This window comes from Mucilaginibacter sp. P4_E8 (genome assembly GCF_056401495.1).
On the sequence record NZ_JBFUJG010000026.1, the window covers coordinates 38,528 to 59,976 of the forward strand.

General features: G+C 43.5%; 13 protein-coding genes. All 13 read right to left on the reverse strand.

Annotation, left to right across the window (positions count from 1 at the left end; translation table 11 throughout):
* Window positions 1-3: 3 nt before the first annotated feature.
* On the reverse strand, window positions 4-855 hold the full coding sequence (locus tag AC1DRQ_RS12845; RefSeq protein WP_477424917.1) for a sugar phosphate isomerase/epimerase family protein: 852 nt from the start codon (window positions 853-855) through the stop codon (window positions 4-6).
* A 44-nt stretch (window positions 856-899) separates the two neighbouring features.
* On the reverse strand, window positions 900-2,300 hold the full coding sequence (locus tag AC1DRQ_RS12850; RefSeq protein ID WP_477424919.1) for an acetylxylan esterase: 1,401 nt from the start codon (window positions 2,298-2,300) through the stop codon (window positions 900-902).
* An 11-nt stretch (window positions 2,301-2,311) separates the two neighbouring features.
* Window positions 2,312-3,448, reverse strand: a complete 1,137-nt coding sequence (locus AC1DRQ_RS12855; RefSeq protein WP_477424921.1) for a sialidase family protein — start codon at window positions 3,446-3,448, stop codon at window positions 2,312-2,314.
* Between the two features lie 13 nt (window positions 3,449-3,461).
* A complete protein-coding gene (locus AC1DRQ_RS12860; RefSeq protein WP_477424923.1) occupies window positions 3,462-4,178 on the reverse strand; it encodes a DUF3826 domain-containing protein in 717 nt (238 codons plus the stop codon).
* Between the two features lie 23 nt (window positions 4,179-4,201).
* On the reverse strand, window positions 4,202-6,955 hold the full coding sequence (locus tag AC1DRQ_RS12865; RefSeq protein ID WP_477424925.1) for an alpha-L-rhamnosidase: 2,754 nt from the start codon (window positions 6,953-6,955) through the stop codon (window positions 4,202-4,204).
* Between the two features lie 3 nt (window positions 6,956-6,958).
* Entirely contained in the window at window positions 6,959-9,757 is a 2,799-nt protein-coding gene (locus AC1DRQ_RS12870) for a glycoside hydrolase family 2 protein (protein ID WP_477424928.1), read from the reverse strand.
* A gap of 7 nt (window positions 9,758-9,764) precedes the next feature.
* A complete protein-coding gene (locus tag AC1DRQ_RS12875) occupies window positions 9,765-11,201 on the reverse strand; it encodes a sialate O-acetylesterase (RefSeq protein ID WP_477424930.1) in 1,437 nt (478 codons plus the stop codon).
* 29 nt (window positions 11,202-11,230) lie between these two features.
* The gene (locus AC1DRQ_RS12880) at window positions 11,231-13,069 is read right to left on the reverse strand and encodes a sialidase family protein (RefSeq protein ID WP_477424932.1); all 1,839 of its coding nucleotides are present in this window, start codon (window positions 13,067-13,069) and stop codon (window positions 11,231-11,233) included.
* Window position 13,070: 1 nt separating this feature from the next.
* Window positions 13,071-14,015 carry a glycoside hydrolase family 43 protein gene (locus AC1DRQ_RS12885; RefSeq protein WP_477424935.1) on the reverse strand — a complete coding sequence of 315 codons (945 nt, stop codon included), beginning with the start codon at window positions 14,013-14,015 and terminating at the stop codon, window positions 13,071-13,073.
* 19 nt (window positions 14,016-14,034) lie between these two features.
* Window positions 14,035-15,420, reverse strand: a complete 1,386-nt coding sequence (locus AC1DRQ_RS12890) for a glycoside hydrolase family 140 protein (RefSeq protein WP_477424937.1) — start codon at window positions 15,418-15,420, stop codon at window positions 14,035-14,037.
* A gap of 6 nt (window positions 15,421-15,426) precedes the next feature.
* Complete coding sequence (locus AC1DRQ_RS12895) at window positions 15,427-18,522, reverse strand: DUF6298 domain-containing protein (protein WP_477424939.1); 3,096 nt, start codon at window positions 18,520-18,522, stop codon at window positions 15,427-15,429.
* Between the two features lie 89 nt (window positions 18,523-18,611).
* Window positions 18,612-20,264 (reverse strand): pectate lyase family protein, encoded by a 1,653-nt coding sequence (locus AC1DRQ_RS12900; RefSeq protein ID WP_477424941.1) that lies wholly within the window; start codon window positions 20,262-20,264, stop codon window positions 18,612-18,614.
* A gap of 68 nt (window positions 20,265-20,332) precedes the next feature.
* Window positions 20,333-21,449, reverse strand: a 1,117-nt coding sequence (locus tag AC1DRQ_RS12905) for a RagB/SusD family nutrient uptake outer membrane protein (RefSeq protein ID WP_477424943.1), incomplete at its 5' end; no start/stop codon positions are given.

Here is a 21,449-nt window from a genome sequence, read left to right on the forward strand (position 1 = left end):
AACTTATTCGTTAGGGCTTTGAAAAACTGATTTCAGGTATGTTGTATTGGCGCTAAAATTCCACTTCACATTATGTACATCCTTGATATCCCTTGACCGCTCTATCACCAGCCAGCCGCTCCAGCCCATTTTATCAAGGGTAATTTTTACTTTTTCCATGTCTATCTTAGGATCATTTTGCAGCCATTGGCCGTCGGTATCGGTGCAATGGATCATCACTATGTTTTTCTTTCCCAATATTTGCAATTCCTTTTCCAGATCACGACCATTGTCAAGCGCATTCTGAAAGTTGAAATAGCTTTTTATAGCAGGTGAGCCTATATCTTTCAATAATTGTAATTCATTTTTAGCATCCAGAGATGTTTCAATACCGATCACCACGCCCGCCCTTTCTGCAATTTTCCCTACCTCTTGCAACCGGGTTACAATGGCCGGACGCAGGTTTGGATACTTAACCAGGTCGCTTTTTATACCCATTGGTAAAAAACCTACTTTAACGTTCATTTGCTTCATGGTGTTGATGCAGTCAGTTACTGCCTTTACAGCGGTTGGACGCTCGGCAAATGACTGCGCAAAGAAGCCTGTCATGCCCATTGAAGGGATTTGAAGGTTCAGTTCCTTAGCTTTGTTTAAAAATTGCTTACGGACCGAATCTTTGGCTAATTGATTATCAAATGTTTCACGATCGCCCAAACCGCCCATATCAACCTCAACCCCATCGGCCCCAATATCTTTGGTGAGTTGAAAAGCGCCGAGTTTTTGCCTTTTCAGGATCATCAGATCAACCACAGCCACTTTGTACCGTTGATTATTTACAGAAGTTTGCGCAAATACTTGCCCTAACGGGGATCCCATCAAGAACATTAAACCTAAAATCCATATTGATCCTTTCATATTTTTCATTTTGTAGCTGCCGCAAAAACTTTCTGTAACTGGTCAAACCCCTTTATTGCACCGGCTGGCAGTTTTTCACCTTTATCACCAAAAACATACATGGCAGGTTCTTTCTCTATCGTTACTTTTGATTCCTCAATCTTGCCACTTTTATCTTTTATAGAATTGATATCTAAATGAAAATTTTTGGCAATGAATGTGTAGAGCGGGTAACGTTTGGAGGGGCCAAAATCATGGCCTTCATTAGGTATATGAACATTTTCCACCAGATTCTCGGCTCCATAATAGCCGTACATTTTTTTCAGGTAAGGGAAATCATGCTCCGGCATGTTAGCTGTCCAGTCCTGCCCGTCAGATATCAGCAATTGCGGGCGCGGGGCTGCCATAGCGGCAATTTCCACATTATCCGTTCCGCCGCCGCACTGATGTATGGGCATACCGCTTTCGCAAGGGCAGCCGCCGTAGAAGTACGATGATACAGATACCACAGGCGCACTCAACTTGATGCGGTCATCCATCGCCGTCATTAAAACAGTATGGCTGCCACCACCAGAACCTCCACTAATTCCTACCCTTGCCGGGTCAGTTTCTTTTAGCGCGAGCATATAATCCAAAATCCTGATAGCCCCTAAAGCTTGGATAGTTTGCGCCAAACTACGACGATGATCTGCCACTTTAAATTGCAGCAATGATTCGCCCCAGGCAAAAAGATCATAGCTATAAGCCATTGCCCCCATACGGGCCAGTGTAGCACAGCGGATCTGGCAATCGGCACGATAGCGCTGATGTTCCCAATGCCCATCAGGACTTAATATAACCGGTATTTTTCCTTTGATCTTCAATGGCTTATATAACGAACCATTGATATATAAGCCGGGCAATATCTCAATAGCAATATTTTCAACTGTATAGCCGTCAAATACTCTTTTAGGAGTTATAACTGGTTTTGATGCAGGCTTAGCAGGTATTGGTGATAGTTCTAAAGCTTTATACAATTGTGGTTTTAATATAGCTTTGCGCATTTCCCAACTGCCCTTATCATGATACTGTGAGGCAATACGATCCAGCTCTTTCCAGCCATCAGTCACCGACCAGCGGAAATATTCATATTCTTTTAATTTATACTTGCCCGGGCCTTCCTTATTCACTTTCAGATCAAGTGGTGCTAATACATTGGCCAATGTAGTATCTACATCCGGGCGAAAGCGCCACTCAGCGTAGTTTACCCACTTATCCTTAACCGTATTCGGGCTGTACTTAATCGTTACATGGTATTTTTCTTGTATTTCATCCAGTACTTCCTTTAATGACTTTTTATACAAGCCATCTGTAGTTTGTTGAGCGTTAGCACCAAAAAACAACAGTGTTAGGCAAGTTAGCAGGCCAAAGAATATGCTTTTTCTCATCGCTCTATTTTTTATAGATCCTTAGTATCACCAGTTGCCACAGGGGCCGTATAACCATTCACCTTAGGCCATTCGCCATTTTTAATCTCTTTTAGATCCAGTTTTGCAGGATCGATCACCACATGCTTGATCCGCTGCCTGCGCCAGGTATAAACCACATGCACTAGGCCATCTGATGATTGGATCACCGACGGATAAGAATACTGGCTGATAGGTGAATCTTCCAGGATCGAAGCCGCGTACCAGGTAACACCATCTTTTGAAACAGCCACATTCAATGGCGTACGTGCGCCTTTTGCAAGGGTACCCGGAGGCAATACATGGTTATATACCAGCAACTGACGCCCATCTTTAAGTGTTACCGCATCAGTACCGGAGTTATTATTGGGCAGGTTTGTTTTTTCAAGGGGCGACCAGGTTTGCCCGTTATCCTTTGACCACGATGTTAATATTGCCCTGTTCTGGCTGCGGCAAAGTATCTGCAACCTGCCATCCTGATGAAATAAAATGCTGGGTTGTATTGCTTTCATCAGATCTTTGGCGTCATTAATAGGCCCTATCATTGTCCATGTTTTGCCGAAATCTTTACTCGCCTCAAAATGCACCTGCCAGCCTTTACCTTCGGTACTTGATGGACTTAGCAGCGTACCATCCTTCAGCAACACAGGTTTGTTTTTTATCGGCCCCAAAAAACCATCAGGCAAAGCCTTTTGTGCCGACCAGGTGATACCTCCATCAGCCGATGTTTTCATATACCCTCTCCACTTGGAAGGACTTGGGCCTATCTTATAAAACAAAAGCAGGTCGCCACCCGGAACCTGGTATAATACAGGATTCCAGCAGGCATAGCGTAAAGTATCGTTCTGTATACCATTAGCTACATTAATACCCTCTGTCCATTTACCTTTAACCAACCTGCTTACCCAAATACAAACATCAGGGTTGCGCTCCTTAGTACCACCAAACCAGGAAGCCACCAGGCCCTTTGGGGTTTCGGCAATGGTAGCTGCATGACATTCTGGGTATGATGCTTTTTCGTAAATAAACTCATCCGTCAAGATTCCTTTACGCCACGGGTTGGTTTGAGCAATACTATTTCCTGTCAATAAACAGAAACTTAATATAATGATCGAAATTTTCTTATACATAGGTATTTATAATTTATTGTGCCGATTTTTTTGCGGCCGCATCGACAGCTTTTTTAGCTTTTACAGCGTCAACATAAGCTTTAAATAATTGATGCCAGTTGCGACCGTTAGTATTCAGGTATTGCTCATTTTTAGTTTTGTAGATCTCGAATATGGCCGATATCTGTTTGATATTTTTAAAATCAACTGCCTGCTCACGTGCTTGTTTCAGATTGGTCAGGATGGCTGCTTCTTCCGTCGCTGTCAGATCAGGAACTATGGCTTTGTAGCCCGCCAAAGTAAAAGCCACTTTACCTATGGTATACTTATCCAGCACCAATTCAACCTGTTCTTCAGTCAAATCTTTATGTAAGCCTGCCATCAGGTTTTCATGTACCGATTTTGGCAGGGATGAATTAACGATGATCTGGCGATCCATAGTACTTAATGTCTTACCTGTTGCCGGATCAATACCTGCCGGAACTGATTCGTATGAATGGCTGTTATTCCAGTCGCGGATAGCTTTCAGGTGTATAGCTACTACATCCTTTACCCTTGCCTCTTTTGCCGCATCATTAAGCGCCAATGAGCTTACCCAATCGGCAGCCTTTTTATCTACATCAGCATCTGCTTTAGCCTGCGCTTCAGGCGATGGCGCTGGTTTTGTCGCGGCTTGATCCTGCCCTTTACTTATGGTTGATACCAGGAGCAACGATGCTAATGCTATACCCGCGATGTTTAATCTTTTCATAATCATATAATTTTATAAATCATTTAATTTTTAACTTCAAAACCATAACTACCTGATCCGATTTTAAAAATGGCTCTCCCATTTTCCATTTTAATCAGTTTAATATTTTTTACCCCTATTACTTTTTGGTTGCCTTCGGTTATATTACTGGTTGAATTTGCCGGTATATAAACCAAAGCTTTACTATTAGGTGGTATGGTTATATGCCAGTTAAAATTGGTTTTATCGCTTGTCCAGCTACTTTTCACTAATCCATAAGGGGTTTCATACGAGGCATCAACCTTATCCAGATCTTCAATGACCGGGGGAATCATCACTATTTCTTTAAAACCCGCATTTATAGTTTTTATACCAGCCAGGTCCTGATAAAACCAGGCTATCAGATCGCCAAGAAGCATAATATGGTTGTGAGAGTTCATGGCCGGGTTAGCCGTATCGCCATTCCATAATTCCCAAATGGTTGTAGCGCCATGTTTAACCATGTAACCCCAGCTTGGGTAATCACTGTTGGAGGCTATACGGTAAGCCAGATCAGGCCGGCCATATTCTGTGAGCCCACGCATGAGCCATTGGGTACCGATAACACCTGTGCTGATATGGTCATTGGCTTCATTCTGAATTTTATCAACTATGTTTTTAAATACTGCCTGGCGATTTGCAGCCGGGGTAATACCAAAGTAAAGCGGCAGCAGATTAGCTGTAACCGTATTGTTATCGTATTTAAAATTCTTTGTATCCAGGTATTTTTGATTAAAGGCCTTGCCAATGCTCAATTGCAAAGCTGCGAAGGCTTGCGCGTCGGCAGGTTTATGAAGCAGTTTGGCAAACTTCTGCATCAGACCCGAGAGGTGGTAATAATATGCAGTAGCAATAAGCTGACCATCGGTATTACGTGCAGGGTCTTTGGAGTGGATCATTTCCGGCGATTCAGGGGGAACACACCAGTCGCCATATTTATCTTTGGTCACAATATAATCCTTCATGTATTTTAAGCGCATATAAGCCATCCATTTTTTCATGGAGACATAGTGCTTCTCAATGGGAGATCTATCGCCAAACTGACGATAAAGCATATCAGCTACCAGGATATAAGTACCAGGCCAGGTCATGTTATTGCTGTAATAGTTCCAGTAAGCCGGAGCCACATCGGGTATGGCGCCATCTGGCTTTTGTGAGTCGGCAATATCATCCAGCCATTTGGCGTACAGGTTGCCATTAGCAAATACAAAGCTTTCGCCCAGCGAGCCCACCGCGCGGTCTCCCAGCCAGGGCATACGTTCGTTACGCTGCGGACAATCAACCGGCATACCTTTATAGTTGCTCAGTATGCCCCAATAGGCGTTATGATAGATTTGGTTAATGAGTGGATTTGATGTTTCAAAGTGCCCGATAGTAGCCATGGCATCATATACTACCTGCCCCTCAAAATCTGAAAGTTCGGGTTTACCGGGATAGCCACTGATCTCTACGTACCTAAAGCCGTGATATACAAATACCGGGTGCCAGGTTTCCTGTTCCCCTCCTTTTAACGTATAGATATCGGTTACTTTAGCATCCCGTAAATTAGCAACGTATAGTTCGCCATTGGGTTGTAGTGTTTCGGCATAGCGCAGGGTCACCTTATCGCCCCGGTTACCCTTTACGCGCATTTGCAGCCAACCGGCCATGTTTTGCCCCATATCCATAATCCAGGTGCCGGGTTTAAGCTGGGTAATACCTATAGGTTTTACTACAGCCATCACCTTGATGGGTTCATTCATCTGCGCCTCTACCCTGCCGCCGGGTGATTCAACCAGTTCTGCTTTTAGCCATTTGCTATCATCAAAACCACTGTTGTTCCATCCGGTAAACTCTTTGGTAGCGTCATATTCTTCGCCGTCATATTCGTTATTGGTACGGATGGGGCCATCGGCAGTAAATTTCCAGCTGCCATCACTTACTATGAATTGTTTGGTGCCATTGGTATATTCCACCTCCAACTGCAACAGCATTTTGGGAAAACCAAACTCCTTGATCTTTTTGGGTTTATACTTTGGGCGCATAGTAAAAAAGCGACCATTTCCCAATACTGTAGCAATAGTATTTTCACCTTGTTTAATATTTTGAGTAACGTCAAAAGTGCTGTATTTCACAGATTTGGTGTAGTCAGTAGGCGGCTCGGCCAATACCTGATCGCCTATAGATTTCCCATTTACATATAGTTCGTAATGACCCAAGCCAACTATATAAGCCATAGCTCTTTTTATACCTGATTTAATATTAAACTGTTTACGGTAATAACGAGATGATAAACGGGAGAATTTAGAAACACTGTCCCAGGGAAAGCCATGATCATAACCTACCCAACGGGCTTTCCAATCGGCAGTGTTCAGCAAGCCTTCGGTCCATTTGGCGGGTTCGCTCCATTTGCTTTCGCCGTTGTTGGCCCATACCCTAACTTTCCAGTAACAGACCGTGAGGCTCATTAGCGGCTTACCTGTGTATATAACCATGATGGATTGATCAGAATTTATCTTGTGCGAATCCCACAGATCGCCCTGATTAGCCGCCAGCTTTGCAGCTGTTGAAGCAACAATCACCTGATAAGCTGTTTGATTAGTATTACGCGCATCACTCATGATCTGCCAGCTTAAACGTGGATGAACGGTGCCGATGCCCAAAGGATTTTCCAGCATTTCACACTTCAGGTTCTGCAAACTGATATCGGCATAGCAATTTAAACAGCAGCTTAAAACGGCGGTGAACATGAGGGTGATATGTACTAAAATCGTCTTCATCAATTATTTACCCGAGAAATCAAAGTATAAAGTGAGCGGCAACGCATCCTCAATATTCTTATCGTAATTGAAATATTTATTCTTTTGTCCGCTTGCACCCAGGTATTCCGGCTTTTGCGATTTGGTGCCTATTGGCATGATACCGTGCATAAATGATATATCGCCTGATGGAAATGCAGGTGCAACGTTGTAAGTTTTTTGAGGATTAGAGGGTGTAAACAGGCGCATGAACACATCCTGGTTATTGCACACTATAGTTATAGGCTGACCGGTAGTTTCCAGCTTCATCCAGTACAGGTTAGAATAGTATCCTTTAAACTCTGGATAAACTACATTTCCCTGCCCGGTAATGGTATTATTATAAGTTTTATTCCAAACACCCAATGAGGTTCCCTTCATCCTGTTTTTCCAAACGCGGTATGGGCCATCGCCTAAATAGGTTACGCCTTTTACTTCCTTTTCGGGGAAAGAGAAATTAACACCCAATAATGCAGCCTCTTCGCCAATGGGCCAGTATCTTACATCCAGTTGCACCCAACCTGATGGGTAGATTATCCATTTGAGCATAGGTTCGGTTTTCTTGGGGGGAAATTGTGCTTCGACAATGAGGTTATCACCATCGTAGCGGTGGCTAAGCTTTTGAAACCCTGATTGGTCTTGCCCTTCGATCAATACAGGTCCGTTATTAAAAGGGATGTTTCCCTTCGCGTTTTTTACTTTTACCAATATACCCGAGTTACGGTTAAATTCCAGTTCAATACCATTGTTGGTTTTTACCTTATAAAGAGAATCAGTTTCCTCAATCAAGGCTTTGCTGCCACCTGTTTTGGAAATCATACCTCCGGTAATTTTATCATGGCTGCTGATTGGAAAACTCCAGGTATACAGCTCATGTTTAGTAATGTCATAAGCAGTTACATACAGTACATCAAAACTTTGCCAACCGGCAGGTAATTGCAGTTGCAGGTTACCATACTGCCCCGGCGCTACATCGGGCGAAGCAATAATTCCGGTTTTAGGTGCGATGCCCGCTTTGTGATATGGATTATCCAGCCTGGTCAGTTTATAGCTAAAACTGCATTGTTTTAAGTTGGTGTAGAAAAACCGGTTCTCTAATCTTATCGTCCCGTTAAATGCCGGAGTTATTTCACGCGGCTCTAAATACACCGGGCTCCAAACTTCTTTAATGGTGTAATAGCTTCCTTCTTTTTCATGATATGGGCCTACAATGCCATCCGGGCCATGATCTCCGTCTGTATCCAGTTCGCCATTCTTATCAGTACGCACTACAGCTTCATCAGCAAAATCCCAGATAAAACCCCCTGCCGATATAGGCGTATGCCACATCTGATCCCAGAAATCATCTAAACCCGCGCCTGCACCGCCATCGTAAAGGCCATGTAGAAACTCAGTCGGGAAAAATACATCGTGCCCATGTATTCCTGTACCCGTCCCGTAATCATAGTTGACATAATGCTGGGTATTTGTACCACGGAAAATACCCCAGGGATGTATTAGCGGACGTTTCTGTATATCCAACTCGTCAAATAAATGGTCGAGATCAAAATTAAAACCACCCTCGTTACCGTTATCCCATAATACAATGGAAGGATGGTTAGTATCTTTTTCAATCAGCTCTTTCACCAGTTTGGAGCCTACCTGTGTATCATAATGTTGATGCCAGCCGGTTAACTCATCCAATACAAATAAGCCCAATGAATCGCAGGCATCCAGGAAATGATCATCGGGCGGATAGTGAGACATCCGTACCGCGTTCATGTTCATATCCTTCAGCATCTTTACATCTTCGATACTTATTTTTTTGTTTAGGGCCCTGCCGGTAGTCGGCCAAAAGGAATGGCGGTTAACGCCCTTAAACTTGATCTTTACGTTGTTTACGTAAATACCGTCATGCACGCGCAATTCAACCGTTCGAAAACCAAACCTTTGTTTTACACTATGCACAGCCTTGCCATTCTGATTGAGGGTAAACACCACGTTATACAGGTTAGGAGATTCGGGTGTCCATAATTGAGGAGATGTGATGTGCGTACTGATATTAACCATCGTGTCGCCTGTATTTACCTTAGCAGTAAACGCAGTACCTACTTTCTGGCCGTTGAGTGCATATACCTGCCCGGTTATGGTGCCTGTTTTAACCGATGAAAGTTTTAAAGCCGCTTTCAAATTACCATTGGCCTTGGCATCAACGGCGTAATAATTAATATTTGTTTTGGGAGAAACTTCGAGGAAAACCGGGCGAAAAATGCCACCGAAGATCCAGAAATCTCCTTTTCTTTCAGCCGCGTTCACAGACGCGTTGGCCGAGTGTTTGGAAACTTTTACCTCCAATAGATTTGATTTGCCATAATTAAGCAAACCGCTCACATCATATTTAAATCGATAAAACGAGCCCTGATGGATGGCCCCTGCCGATTTGCCGTTGAGTTTAACTTCAGTATCTGTCATGGAGCCATCAAAAACAATGTTGATAGCTTTACCCTGCCAGGCAGCAGGCACCGTAAATTCGTATTTGTATAATCCTTGTTCCTTTCCCCTTAAACTATCCTTAGCCAGGCCGTAATTATACTTGCCAAAACCTTGAAATTCCCAGTTTGATGGCACTGGGATAGTAGTCCATTTACCCGAGTTACGTCCCTGGGTACAGAAAAACTGCCAGTTAACGGTATGATCGCTGCCTGTGCCTGATAAATACATCTTTTGTGTTTCCTGCGCATAGGCTTTTAATCCGCTAAGTATTAACAGTGCACTTATACATATTTTGAAACAGGCAGATCTCATAGATTTGTTAGTTTGAGGTTAAGGTAAATTTTAATGGGTTATCTGTGCGGAATGGCACTGCTGGTAATCCGTTCTTATTATAAAAATTGGGCTGGGCCGACTCTGACCAGGCAAAACGTGCAGCTGCCGGGGCGCTTATCGATGAGGCTGAAACTTCCACTGTATTACCTTTGATCACAGCTTCGGCAGCTACAAATTTGCCATCTGATCCGGCAATGGTAAAATCAGTGAGCGGTTTGCCATTATGACTAACCAGACCATCACTCGCATACTTAAAATCAAGAATGATCTTATTGCCGCTGATCTTCATATCCTTGTACATCGGCCCTGAGAAAACCACATTCTTTTGTCCGTAAGTAATGGCTAAAGCCAGTAATTCCAACCGGCGGCCAACTTCCCATTTAAAAGGAGGATGGATATTTTTCAGATCATCGTTCAGATCGGTAGTAACAATCATTCCGGTATGAGGGATCTGCAGGGCCAGGGTTTGGGCCTCACGCAATTCGGGTTCTGTAAATTCTGTAAAAGGTACCTGTCCTTTACTTTGCGAGTAATAAAATGGCGCTATTTGCACATAATAAAAGGGCATGTTTTTGTTGTTCCAAAGCCTGCGCCAGTTATTGATGAGCGCCTCCATTTTGTAGGTATAAGTAATGGTTTCGGCCAAAAAACAACTGGTTTCTCCCTGGTACCATAAAAATCCTTTAATAGCAAATGGTGCCAACGGCGCTATCATTTTGGGGTAGAACTTACCAGGATCATTTTCAATTTTGATATTGTTGGCTTTAAAATAAGGAATGGCATCATAGGCCTCCTGTGGTGCCCATGGTTCAATATGGCTGCCGCTTACTGCTGATGAAATGATGCCAACCGGCATATTCAAATCATGATTAAGGTTTTTAGCGAAGAAATAACCTGCCGCTGAAAATGCCCGTAAAGCCGAATCCTCTGCAATGCTCCAGCCTGAGTGCATAGAATCGGGCTTTTGTAAATTCTTTTGGGTAACTAAAAAGATCCTGATTTGCGGGTTATGCGCCCGGTCGAGCTCATCAACCGGTGAATTTATTGTACTGGTATCGGGCTTTTTTACCTTGCTGTTCTTACGCATTTCATACTGCATATTTGACTGGCCCGAGCACAGCCACACCTCACCTACCAGAATATTATCAAGTTTTATGATATTGGTGCCGGAGATAGTTAAAGTTGCCGGTTTAGATGATGCAGGCATAGGCTTAAGCGTTACCATCCATTTACCTGTGGCATCCGTTATTGTGGTTTTGGTTTGTCCGTTAAACTTAACGGTTACCTTTTCGCCAACAGTAGCGGTTCCCCAAATTGGCACATATTGATTACGTTGTAACACCATACCATTGCCTAATATTTTAGGTAAAACTACCTGGGCATTGCTGTTAGTAAAGCAAAACAGACCTATTATCATCATCATCCAGCAAAAAATCGCCCCCCTCTTCATCCTTAATAATTGCTTGTTTTAAATGATTTAATATAGAATATAGCCTGTTTAGCAGCTTCACCGGGTTTGGGTAAGTCATAATCCTGATCGGTTGGGGTATCCGAATTAGGGAAACGCCTTACATCACCGGTTCTGAAAACTACACGGTTAACATGGAGCACAGGTGCAAAAAACAAACTTGTCAATACATCCTTACCATTTACGTTCACCGTATAAAAGCGGGTATTAGTATGTAGTTTTAGGATGATGTGGTAGGGCTTACCTGCCTCATACTTCATAATGTTCTTATCGCGATAGCCTGCTTTGGTATAGAATCTGCCAGCCGAATCAAGTGTAAGCCTGATAGCGGCATCTCCCTTTTCGTTCTGGAATTCAATATCCAGCTTACCGGTATTATTTTGTCCGGGGATGATGGTAAAATCGGCCAATAACTTTTTAGATGCAGGTACAACCCGTTCCGCTTTGGCATAATCAAACGGGTCGCTATCCTTTAGCGTAAGGCTCTTTTCGCCATCAGGGGCTTTTTCAATGGTTACAGGCGCCCATTGCGAACTATAGGTGTTCCACTTTTCAAGTTCTTTACCTGCGGGCATATCATTAAAAACCTCACCGGCATGAGCATCGGCAATTTCTGTTACCGGTACCGGGATGGATGATACCCATATATCCTCCTTATTCATGCTATAGGTTACCCATAGTTTACCATCAGGCGGGGTACCGTTGCCCTCTTCTATGCCCCGCACATACTGCGGTCCGTAAGATTTATAGGCACCTCCATAACGCAACGAGGTAATTTCACCATTCACCAATAAAAGGTTCGTGTAATCCAACCCGTTCTGACTTACGGAAATAGCCAGCGGCCACCGGAACTCCGACGGGTTATAAACTGTGGCATACTTACCATCAGAGGTACGCTGCCCCCATATTTTGGCATTGCTATTTACAAAGCGCGGCGCACGCGCAGCATTTGCGGGCCAGGTTTTACCATTATCTGTACTAATTGCCGTAAGGGCATTTTTCCATAAACCCACCACGCGACCATCAGGCAGGTGATAAAAATTAAATGCTTTATATTCCTTGTGCAATGGTATTAATGGATCTTTTCTGTCGGTTTCTTCAGCCCACTGCATCATCATTAAAGGGTTAGCCATTAGCTCATCACAAGCCTGTACAAAGCCTTTGTCCTTACTGGTTTTATAAAAAGGATAACTGGTATTTTTTTCGTTCCATTTAGGGTTATAATGGATAAAATAGATTGGGCCGTATTTGCCATCAGGCAAAACCTCGCGCACAACGCGGCCAATTCCAAGACCGTCATTGGGGTCGTCGTGGCCATCTAAACAAATACCATAAAAACCCAGCACCAGTAAACGTTTTGATTTAGCGGTATAAAAGCCCATACGCTGGTGCATCACCGAATATAGGTCTTTAGCTACACCGGGATGTCCCTCTTTTGTAGTGCCATCGGGTATTTTATACTGAGGAAATACCACCGCTGGTTTCGACCAGCTTTGACCGTCTTTAGAAGTAATTACCAGTGTTTGGCCCGGGGGAATGCTCTCTCCTACCTTATCGCTCAAATATTCCACGTAAAAAGTATTGTTCCAATAAGCCAGCATCGGGGCATGGTTATAGGTAAAACCAAAGCCATCGGCCAGTTCTGGATGTTCGCGATTAGCCCGGAATATCTGTTGACTATGAACTCCCATTACAGGGCTTAACTGCCCATGATGATAATCTACATTAACCACCGTATTACCGGTATAGTGCACGGTATCCTGCGCTTGCGCGGCATAAGTAATTAAGGTAAAAAGTAATATATTGATGATGATCTTATTCATATTAGCTTCTGTCGTTTTTCAACTGCGTTTCTTTTAACAATAGGCTCAGTTGTTTTTTGGTCACTTTAAATATGGTACCATGCTTATGCCCTTCGGGCACCTTTACGCTATCTGATATATCTGTAAAAGTTTTAAAATCGGTTGTGCGCATGGCGCCATATCTTTTTAACCGGTACGAATCGTAATAAATAAGCCAGTTGTTACCTGACTTGGTCATGGATGGCCCCTCGCTGTACATTTCGGTAAAACGTTTGGTATAATTGGTGTATGGGTCAAGCGGTTTATTGCCGAAAGCTATCAGTATGTTGCGGTTTGGCCTGGTGTTATCCTTCATCACCAGCACATAATCATTTTTTGCCCTTTTAACAATTTCGGCGTCAATTACGCTGAAACCGGGATCGAGGAATAATTTTGTTGGAGCGAATGTTTTGAAATCTTTAGTGGTAGTGTAATACAAACGATGATTGTTGTTTTCAGGCTCCTGCCCTTTAGGAAAACGGTTTGGTATAGTTGATGCCCATACAATGATAAACTGATCTGCTTCGTCATCATAAAACAACTCCGGAGCCCAGGCATTAACCGCTGTTGGCTCATAACTCATTACATTGATGTGCTGCTGCGCCGACCAGTGGATCAAATCTTTTGAGCTGGCATAACCAATACCCTGATCATCTTTCCAGCCGGTAGTCCATACCAAATGATAAACGCCATCAGGTCCCTGGGCTATGGATGGGTCACGCATGATCTTAGCGTCGCCGGCTTCCGGCTTTATGAATATGTGGTTCAGATCTGTCCAGTGATAAGCATCATAGCTGTATAAAAAGCGTAAGCCCTCATTAGCCGGTTCATGAAACGAGGTGAATAAGTACACGTTTTTACCTGTTTTGCATGATAACATCAAAACAAGGGCAAATCCTAATAACATGTATTTAACAGATCGGTTCATTTGTACTTTATTTTCAGGTTTATATTGCGTCAATGACCAGTACCCAATCATTGCCATTTGCTTTTTGGCCGGGAGGATTAAATTTAAGCGTTTTTGCCTTTGCAACCGTTCCAATAGCTGTAACTTGTCCGTTACGCGGGTTATACCATGACGCTTTTATCTTAGTCCCTTCCAGTTTTTCGGTATTGATATTGATGTCCCTGCCGGTATAAGTATATATAAATGCATAGTTTTTACCCCTTGTTGCGATAAGTCGATCATACTTTTGCCCCTGCCCACCGGCAATTAACGACTGATCCGGTACCCGGTCAAAAAACGGCCGGGATAACATGAGTTTTTTCAGATAGATCATCTGTTGGGCACCGGRGTCATTGATGGAATTATACCAGTATCCTTTTGAACCGTAAGCGGTTCTCTTCTCGCCAGGCTTATGCATTTGCATTACATCGTTGTTGCCATAAGTATATCCGCAGGCACCCGCAAATACCGACCAGTAACCATAACGTCTTACATCGGCAGCCGTCCACCGGGGGAGGTTAACATCATGCAACCCATGAGGGATCCTTTCATAAGATGGCTCGGCATCGAGCGTTGGTTTTACGGGTGTTTTAGCGTAGTCAACCTGCACATATTTCCAGTTATCTTCTCCATAATTAAGATCTTTTTTAGAAGTGTCCTGCGCATAAGTACGGTGACCGGATTGGAAGCAGTTAAAGCTTAACCATGACTGGTCATGAAACCAGGTAGATGATTGTGTGCGCCCGCGGGGATGAAAGGTAATTAAATGTGTGGTATCCAGCGCATGTAATACATTACCAATAGCATTCCATGTTTTTAGTGAATCTGTGCCTGGGATATCACCACCGTTCATCCAGATAATGTTTGACCGGTTACGGTATCTTTTAGCCAAAAACTCGGCGTATATTTTCGCTTTTGCTGCTCCAATATGACTTCCTTTTACTACTGCGCCCCATACAGGTACCATAGCTATATAAATCCCTTTTTCAGCGGCTTTACTAACTATCCAATCAATATGATCCCAATAATCGTATTCATTGCCTTTGCCAAAGGTATTGCCGGGCGTTATTTTAGGTTGGGCGATATTTTTACCGATCAAAGCCGAATCGCCATAAGCATTCATTTCGCCTATGCTGTGTACCACCATTACCTGAATTACATTAAAACCTTGTTTACTACGTGTATCCAGGTATTGCTCGGCTTCTTCACGCTTCATTTTAGAAAACAGGAGCCACCCGGTATCACCCAGCCAGAAAAATGGTTTCCCATCTGCAGTAAAATACCGGTGATTTTCGGATACTTTTAAGGGCTGCATTACCGGATCACTGCTTTTAAAAGAAAAAAGCAAACCACAAGCAAATACTATTAAAACAACTTTCTTCATCATAAATAATTAGTTACGGCTTAGCCATAAAATGGCAGTCCCAGCTTTCGGGCTTTTTATTTCGACACTATTGCCGCCTTTTATCTGCTCTCCGATTGCAATTTTGCCTGTTTGGGCATCTATCCATTGCGCTTTATAACCACCTGTCGGCAAGTCTAAACGAATGACATTATCAGAACTGTTGTAAACAACATATCCCTTAGCCGACCCTAAAGCGAATTGATCTTTAGGTGCACCTGGTAATGCAATTGATTTCATGCTGCTTGCCGCAGTTAAAAACCCGCTGTCCGTTCCGGAAGGCAATACCGGCAATGAACCTCCTGCCATGAATACAGCCCAACCAAAATGATCATAGCCATCGGCAGAGAATAACACCGCCTTATCCGGGTATTTGGTGCGGTATTCATGCACGGCACGGTAAACCTGTTCAAACGATGCTGCTTTGGGCTTAAAAATACGTGCTTGCTGGCGTGGGGCAAGGCTTTGACCCCCAATAGGTGCATAAGCATCGCCGTTGGCCTGGTAATACCAATACCTGATATCGATCACGTTAATAACCGATGCTTTAGTGGGATCGGCCAGTATCGCATCCTGTACATCTTTAGTGGCGCTAAGGCCTATAATTTCTTTCTTTTTATGGGTGGTTTCCCATTGTTTAATGGTTTCAACCCAAAACTGCATAAAATGAAGCGGGCCGGTGAACTCTGCCCCAATCAACTGAATTACACCGTTGTTGCCCGCAAAATTATCCATGCATTTATTGATATAAGCCTGATGCAGCTTACGCCTTGCCGGATTAGTTTCATCATAAAACTGTTCGGCCATAAACTGGCGCTTATCGCCTGCATAAGGAACAGGTTCGGGGAAACCGCTGCCATTAATGTTATTGGCTGTACGCCATGGAAAATCGGTATAGTGAGCTCCTGCCTCAATAATATTGTGCTGGAAATAATTCTGATGTACCAGTACCAACCCTTTTTGATCGGCCAGATCAGCAAATTTCTTCAGGCGATCCCAGTACCAGGTGTTGTATTTAGTAAGATCATATTTACTTAAGCCATCATAGGCTAACTCTTTACCGCTACGGGCGAAAGGCAACTCGTAAAATGGCGCCCATACATCGCCATCCATACGGCGGATGCGTTCGTGATCGTCACGGCGGCGATCATACCATAAGCCGTAATTATGCTCAAAGGCTACAATATTATTTTTAACCATCCAATTGCCTACCTCATTCAGATCATCGGTCAATCCGGTTCCGGTTTGACCAGGTACCCAGCGGGTAATGGCTGGCTTGGCTGTTGTCGATGTATAATCTGGATGAACAGTACCGCTCCACCATGGAGTTTCAAAATGCTTGCCTGCCAGCACGGTATTACCGCGCACCAGCCATCCATTATCAACACTCATTTTAGGGGCCATAACAGGTGGATCAACCTGCTTATGACCCAACTGATCAATAGCTTTAGCACCTGCTGATGAGGTATTGACCGGTGTTTTTTCAGCAGCCAGGTTAATCAGGTCAACAATGGTTACTGCCGGCTTTTTTGCATCGGCCATTAACGCGGCTGCTTGTTCAACAGTTGGACTGCTTGATGGCTCTGTAGCCGGATATAAAATATTGGCCTGCTTACTTACATCCTTATTTAAGCGGTTTGCTAACTGCGCATAGTAAAAACTGCGCGGATTGATAGTACTGTTTGGTGATTCCCAATAGCCATCGCCTGCAAATTGTGCCCAGGTACCAAAGGCCCAGTTTTGGGCGGTTGGTGGCTGGTAACAATCCACACGGGCAGCAGTACAGTTCCAGAATAAGCTGTTGGCAGCGTTCCATCCTGCTCCCTGGCCATCCTGGCCGCGGTTCATGTAGCTTAATGCTTGTCCGTCAATGTTACCAATATCAAATAAAATTCCTGAAGCCCAGCTGTCGATACTTCCGCTAAAGCTGTAGGATTGTGATGACATGCATTGTACAAAGGCATTTGGGCCAGGAGCACAATACCCGGTGGCAAAATCATGAAAGCCTTGCTCCGAATATAAACGTTGGAACAGGGTTTGCCCGCCCATAGTTAAAAATGTATTACGGCGTTGCCCACCTATTTCGGATATTGGAGACAGAGATTTACAATCTTCAACAGTAATACGGTTTCCTGTTGATCCTACAAATACCGCTGAACCTGCAAAGTGCTCAAATGTAACCTGGCGCACCCAGGCATCAGCAACATTTTCCATAGTGATAGCCATCCAGCGATGAGCTTCATCTTTTGGGTTTGATGGATCATAAGTTGACTGTAATTTTAAATTTTCTACACCCACCTGCACTATTCTACCTGGCCATTTATAGGTTGCTATAAGCCCACCACCATAGGCAGTATCTAAAGCTGTAGTAAGAGGTGCATCAAGGGTGATGGCATTGCCATTAACAGCAACTACCTTTCGATCCCAGTAAATATCACGTTCGCCGGGTTTCCAGGCTAATGCGGTTAGGTCGCCACCAAAATGATCAGTTTTTATAGTGTTGATCCAGGCCTGCGTGCTTGGCCTGTGCACTATAACCATATCACCGGTTTTAATATCAGCACCGGAGGCTATATGCACAATATTGGCATTTACAGGTACATAAGCATCGGTGATTTTAATTTCTTTTTCGGTTTGCCTGTCGTTTTTACCTGAAACATGAATAAAAGTTTCTCTGTCTTTTCCAGCAGCCAATAGTATGGTTCCGTTTGTACCCATTCCACTACCCCGCAAAACAACTCCCGAGGCATTTATTTTAAGGCTACCATTAACATTATATACCCCTTTATTAAGCAATACAGCACCACGAACACCACCCTGACCGGCAGGTAATCCTGCAACATAATCCAGTGCAGCTTGTATCCTCAGGGTAGCATCACCTGGTTTTAATGGAACTACTACACGCACAGTGGCCTCAGGTATTGGTTTCTCCGAAGCCATATATCCGCAATAGGAATAATCAGGAATGCGGTCGCCATTTGAGGCAATGGCATAGATCAACTTCCCTCCTTTATCAGCAGCGACAGGAGACTGAGGTTTAACTGCCTTTTTTTTACCCTGAGCAAATAAGGGTGCATGCAATTGCACACACCCCAGCATTAACCAACTCAGAACATATAAAAGACCTTTTTTAAACTTAAATCCTAACATCACCGTTTGTATATACTTATTTTATGTTAGTTAATCTTTTTTTCGCCTTTTAAGGCTACCGCATTTAAATAAACCTCGATGTTGGTATAACCACCGCCATTTTTTGCTGGCAATGCAGAATCATCCGCGTTTTTAGGGTTTAAACCATGTGCAGTTTCCCAATCATCTGGCAATCCGTCATTATCAGCGTCTTTATAGGGTGATCCTTTATATTCAGGGTATCCGCCAACCTGCCAGGGAGCTGTGATAATACCTAACTTGTAAGAGTCTTTTGGTAATTTACGCACTTTAAACTGATATGCAGTATCGGTTTTCATCTCATTAAAAGTGATCTTTCCGGTACGTACCTGCTCAGTTATACGTACATCAACCGGATCGCGTTTTGGCAAAGTTGCACCTGCATTGGCAATAACAAATTTAAGCGCATCGGTAGCCGGCAGAATAGTTACCGGAGCCATTGGGAAAGGGCTATCAGATTTCATGTAATCTTTATATTCGCCTGCATCTGGCATTTCTTTACCTCCTGGGCCCTCAACCTGGATGCCACCTTTCCAGGGATCTTTAGTAACTTCGGGATAGCCTTCCATGATGTTGCCAACCGCATATACCCGACCAAATACTCTTTCTTTAAGCTTACTACGGCCTGATTCCGGCTTAAGTATACGATGACCAACCGGCTGATCTTTAGGTGTAACTGGACCGGGTTTAAAATAATTATTGATAATATTATAATTGGTGGTGTAATCGCCGCCGTCCATTGAACGATGGTGCCAGTTGAATACTACGTTGTTAACAAAATTGTAAACCCCGTTCCAACCAACCGACGGATTACGCCCAGTATTATCGGCCCAAAGATTACGAAGCATAGTGCTATTTTCGCCACCCGTAGTGCTACCGAACGCATGATTCCAATAGTCAAGCGACTCTGAGTAAATACAGTTTTGTATGGTAATGTTAACTGTTCCAAGTTTTTGCTCTTTTGAACCATCGCCGGGATCAAACATATGTCTGTACATAGAGAAGTTTTCGTCAAGACCCCAGCTTGCTGATACGTGATCAGCTATGATATTCCCTATAGGGTTACCACCTAAGGCATCATCCCTGCGGCCCACATTGGTTTCGCCCCTGCGGAAACGCATATAACGGATAATCACATCATGGGTATTTACCCAAAACGATTCGCCCGCCACACAGATACCATCACCTGGTGCAGTTTGTCCCTCAATAGTGATGTATGGTGCCCGCACTATAATTGGCGTTTTAATATGGATAATACCTGCAACATTAAACACGATGATACGGGCACCGCCCTTTTCGCAAGCGTCACGTAAGGTTCCTGGTCCGCTATCGGCAAGACTCGTTACTACATAAACCTTACCTCCACGTCCGCCAAAAGTATATTTACCACCACCTTCGGCGCCTGGAAATGCAGGTATTTTTGCCTGCGGCAAATCGGTTGGTCTGGCTGCCCAGGGCACAAATACTTTACCTCTTCGCTGATCGGCTTTTATAATAGGTAATGCCACCTGCCATGCGGAATCTGAACGACGTGTTGCCTCTTTCATTAATGCTTCACTCTCTTCTTTTACCTTTTGAGGTATATCCGGATACTGCGCAGAAGCCGGCTTTGCAAAACCCAACGCTGCTGCTATTAAAAATAAGGCTGTGTGTTTTTTCATATTTAAAATGATCATTATTCTTATGGTTTATATAAGACAGCAGCAGTACCGCTGCCTTATATATTGATTTACTGTAACGGGTCAAAAGAACCATTATCCCAGCCTTTGGTTTGTAAAATCTTGGGATCATTGGCTATAGTTGACGGAGGAATAGCAAAGAAACTATAGTTTGGTTGCCAGTTTAAGTTGTATTTTGTATCCAGTGGTTTTGTTGTAATAGTAAAAGTGTTTAAATACAGGTCATCTAAAGGCCCGGTCTCACGTGTATTTTTTATGTAATCAGATCTGCTCCCGGTATTTTTAAGTACAATGGTAAGGCCTAACCTGGTTTTCTTATTATTCAACAACGGCAACAACAGGTTTCTTCTTCTCAAATCCCAAAAGCGTTTACCCTCAAATGAAAACTCAATTTCACGTTCATGCATAATCGCATTGATCATCTGGTCATGTGTCATACCTGGATCCAAACCATACAAACCATCGCTCCCGGCTTCAATACCTGCCCTTTTTCTTACTGCAATTATGCCCGAATAAGCTTCTTCGCCCTGACCTAACTTGTTTAATTCGGCCGCACATTCTCCAAGGTTCAGCAATACTTCGGCATAACGTATCTCCATCCAGTCGGTCCCGCTATATTGTACATTGCTGGCATCAGCACTTGAGTTAACTGCTTTACGCAAATAAAAGCCGGTATTGGTAGCACCTGTTATTTCGGTACTGGATGATTTAGTTCCATTATCATCAGTATAGTATAGATAGGTCCACAACCTGTAACTATTGTTTCCTAATATTGGCCATAAACAACCGTTATAGGCAACTGTAGCCTCAAAACGCGGGTCACGGTTTTTATAAAATGTTTGCAGGGAATAGCTATACTTAGTTGATACACCAGGAGCTTTACCATCAAGCATTGGATAATCTTGAACAAAATCCCAGCTTGGTTGTGACGAACTGCTGCCAGCTCCTAAATAAGCCGGCCTTACTGATTTATCATAGCTGTTGTTTTTTGAGGCGAACTGGGCCGTAGAATTATTAAATCCGGTTACCAATACAGCTTCTGGGTTATTCACCTCTGTAAACCACATGTTTTGATAGGAAGAATTTAAACCAAAGCCGCCGCTTTTCAATAAGTTGTTGGCCAGTGTGTTGACATCATAGGCCGCCTGCCACCTTGATATGTCATTA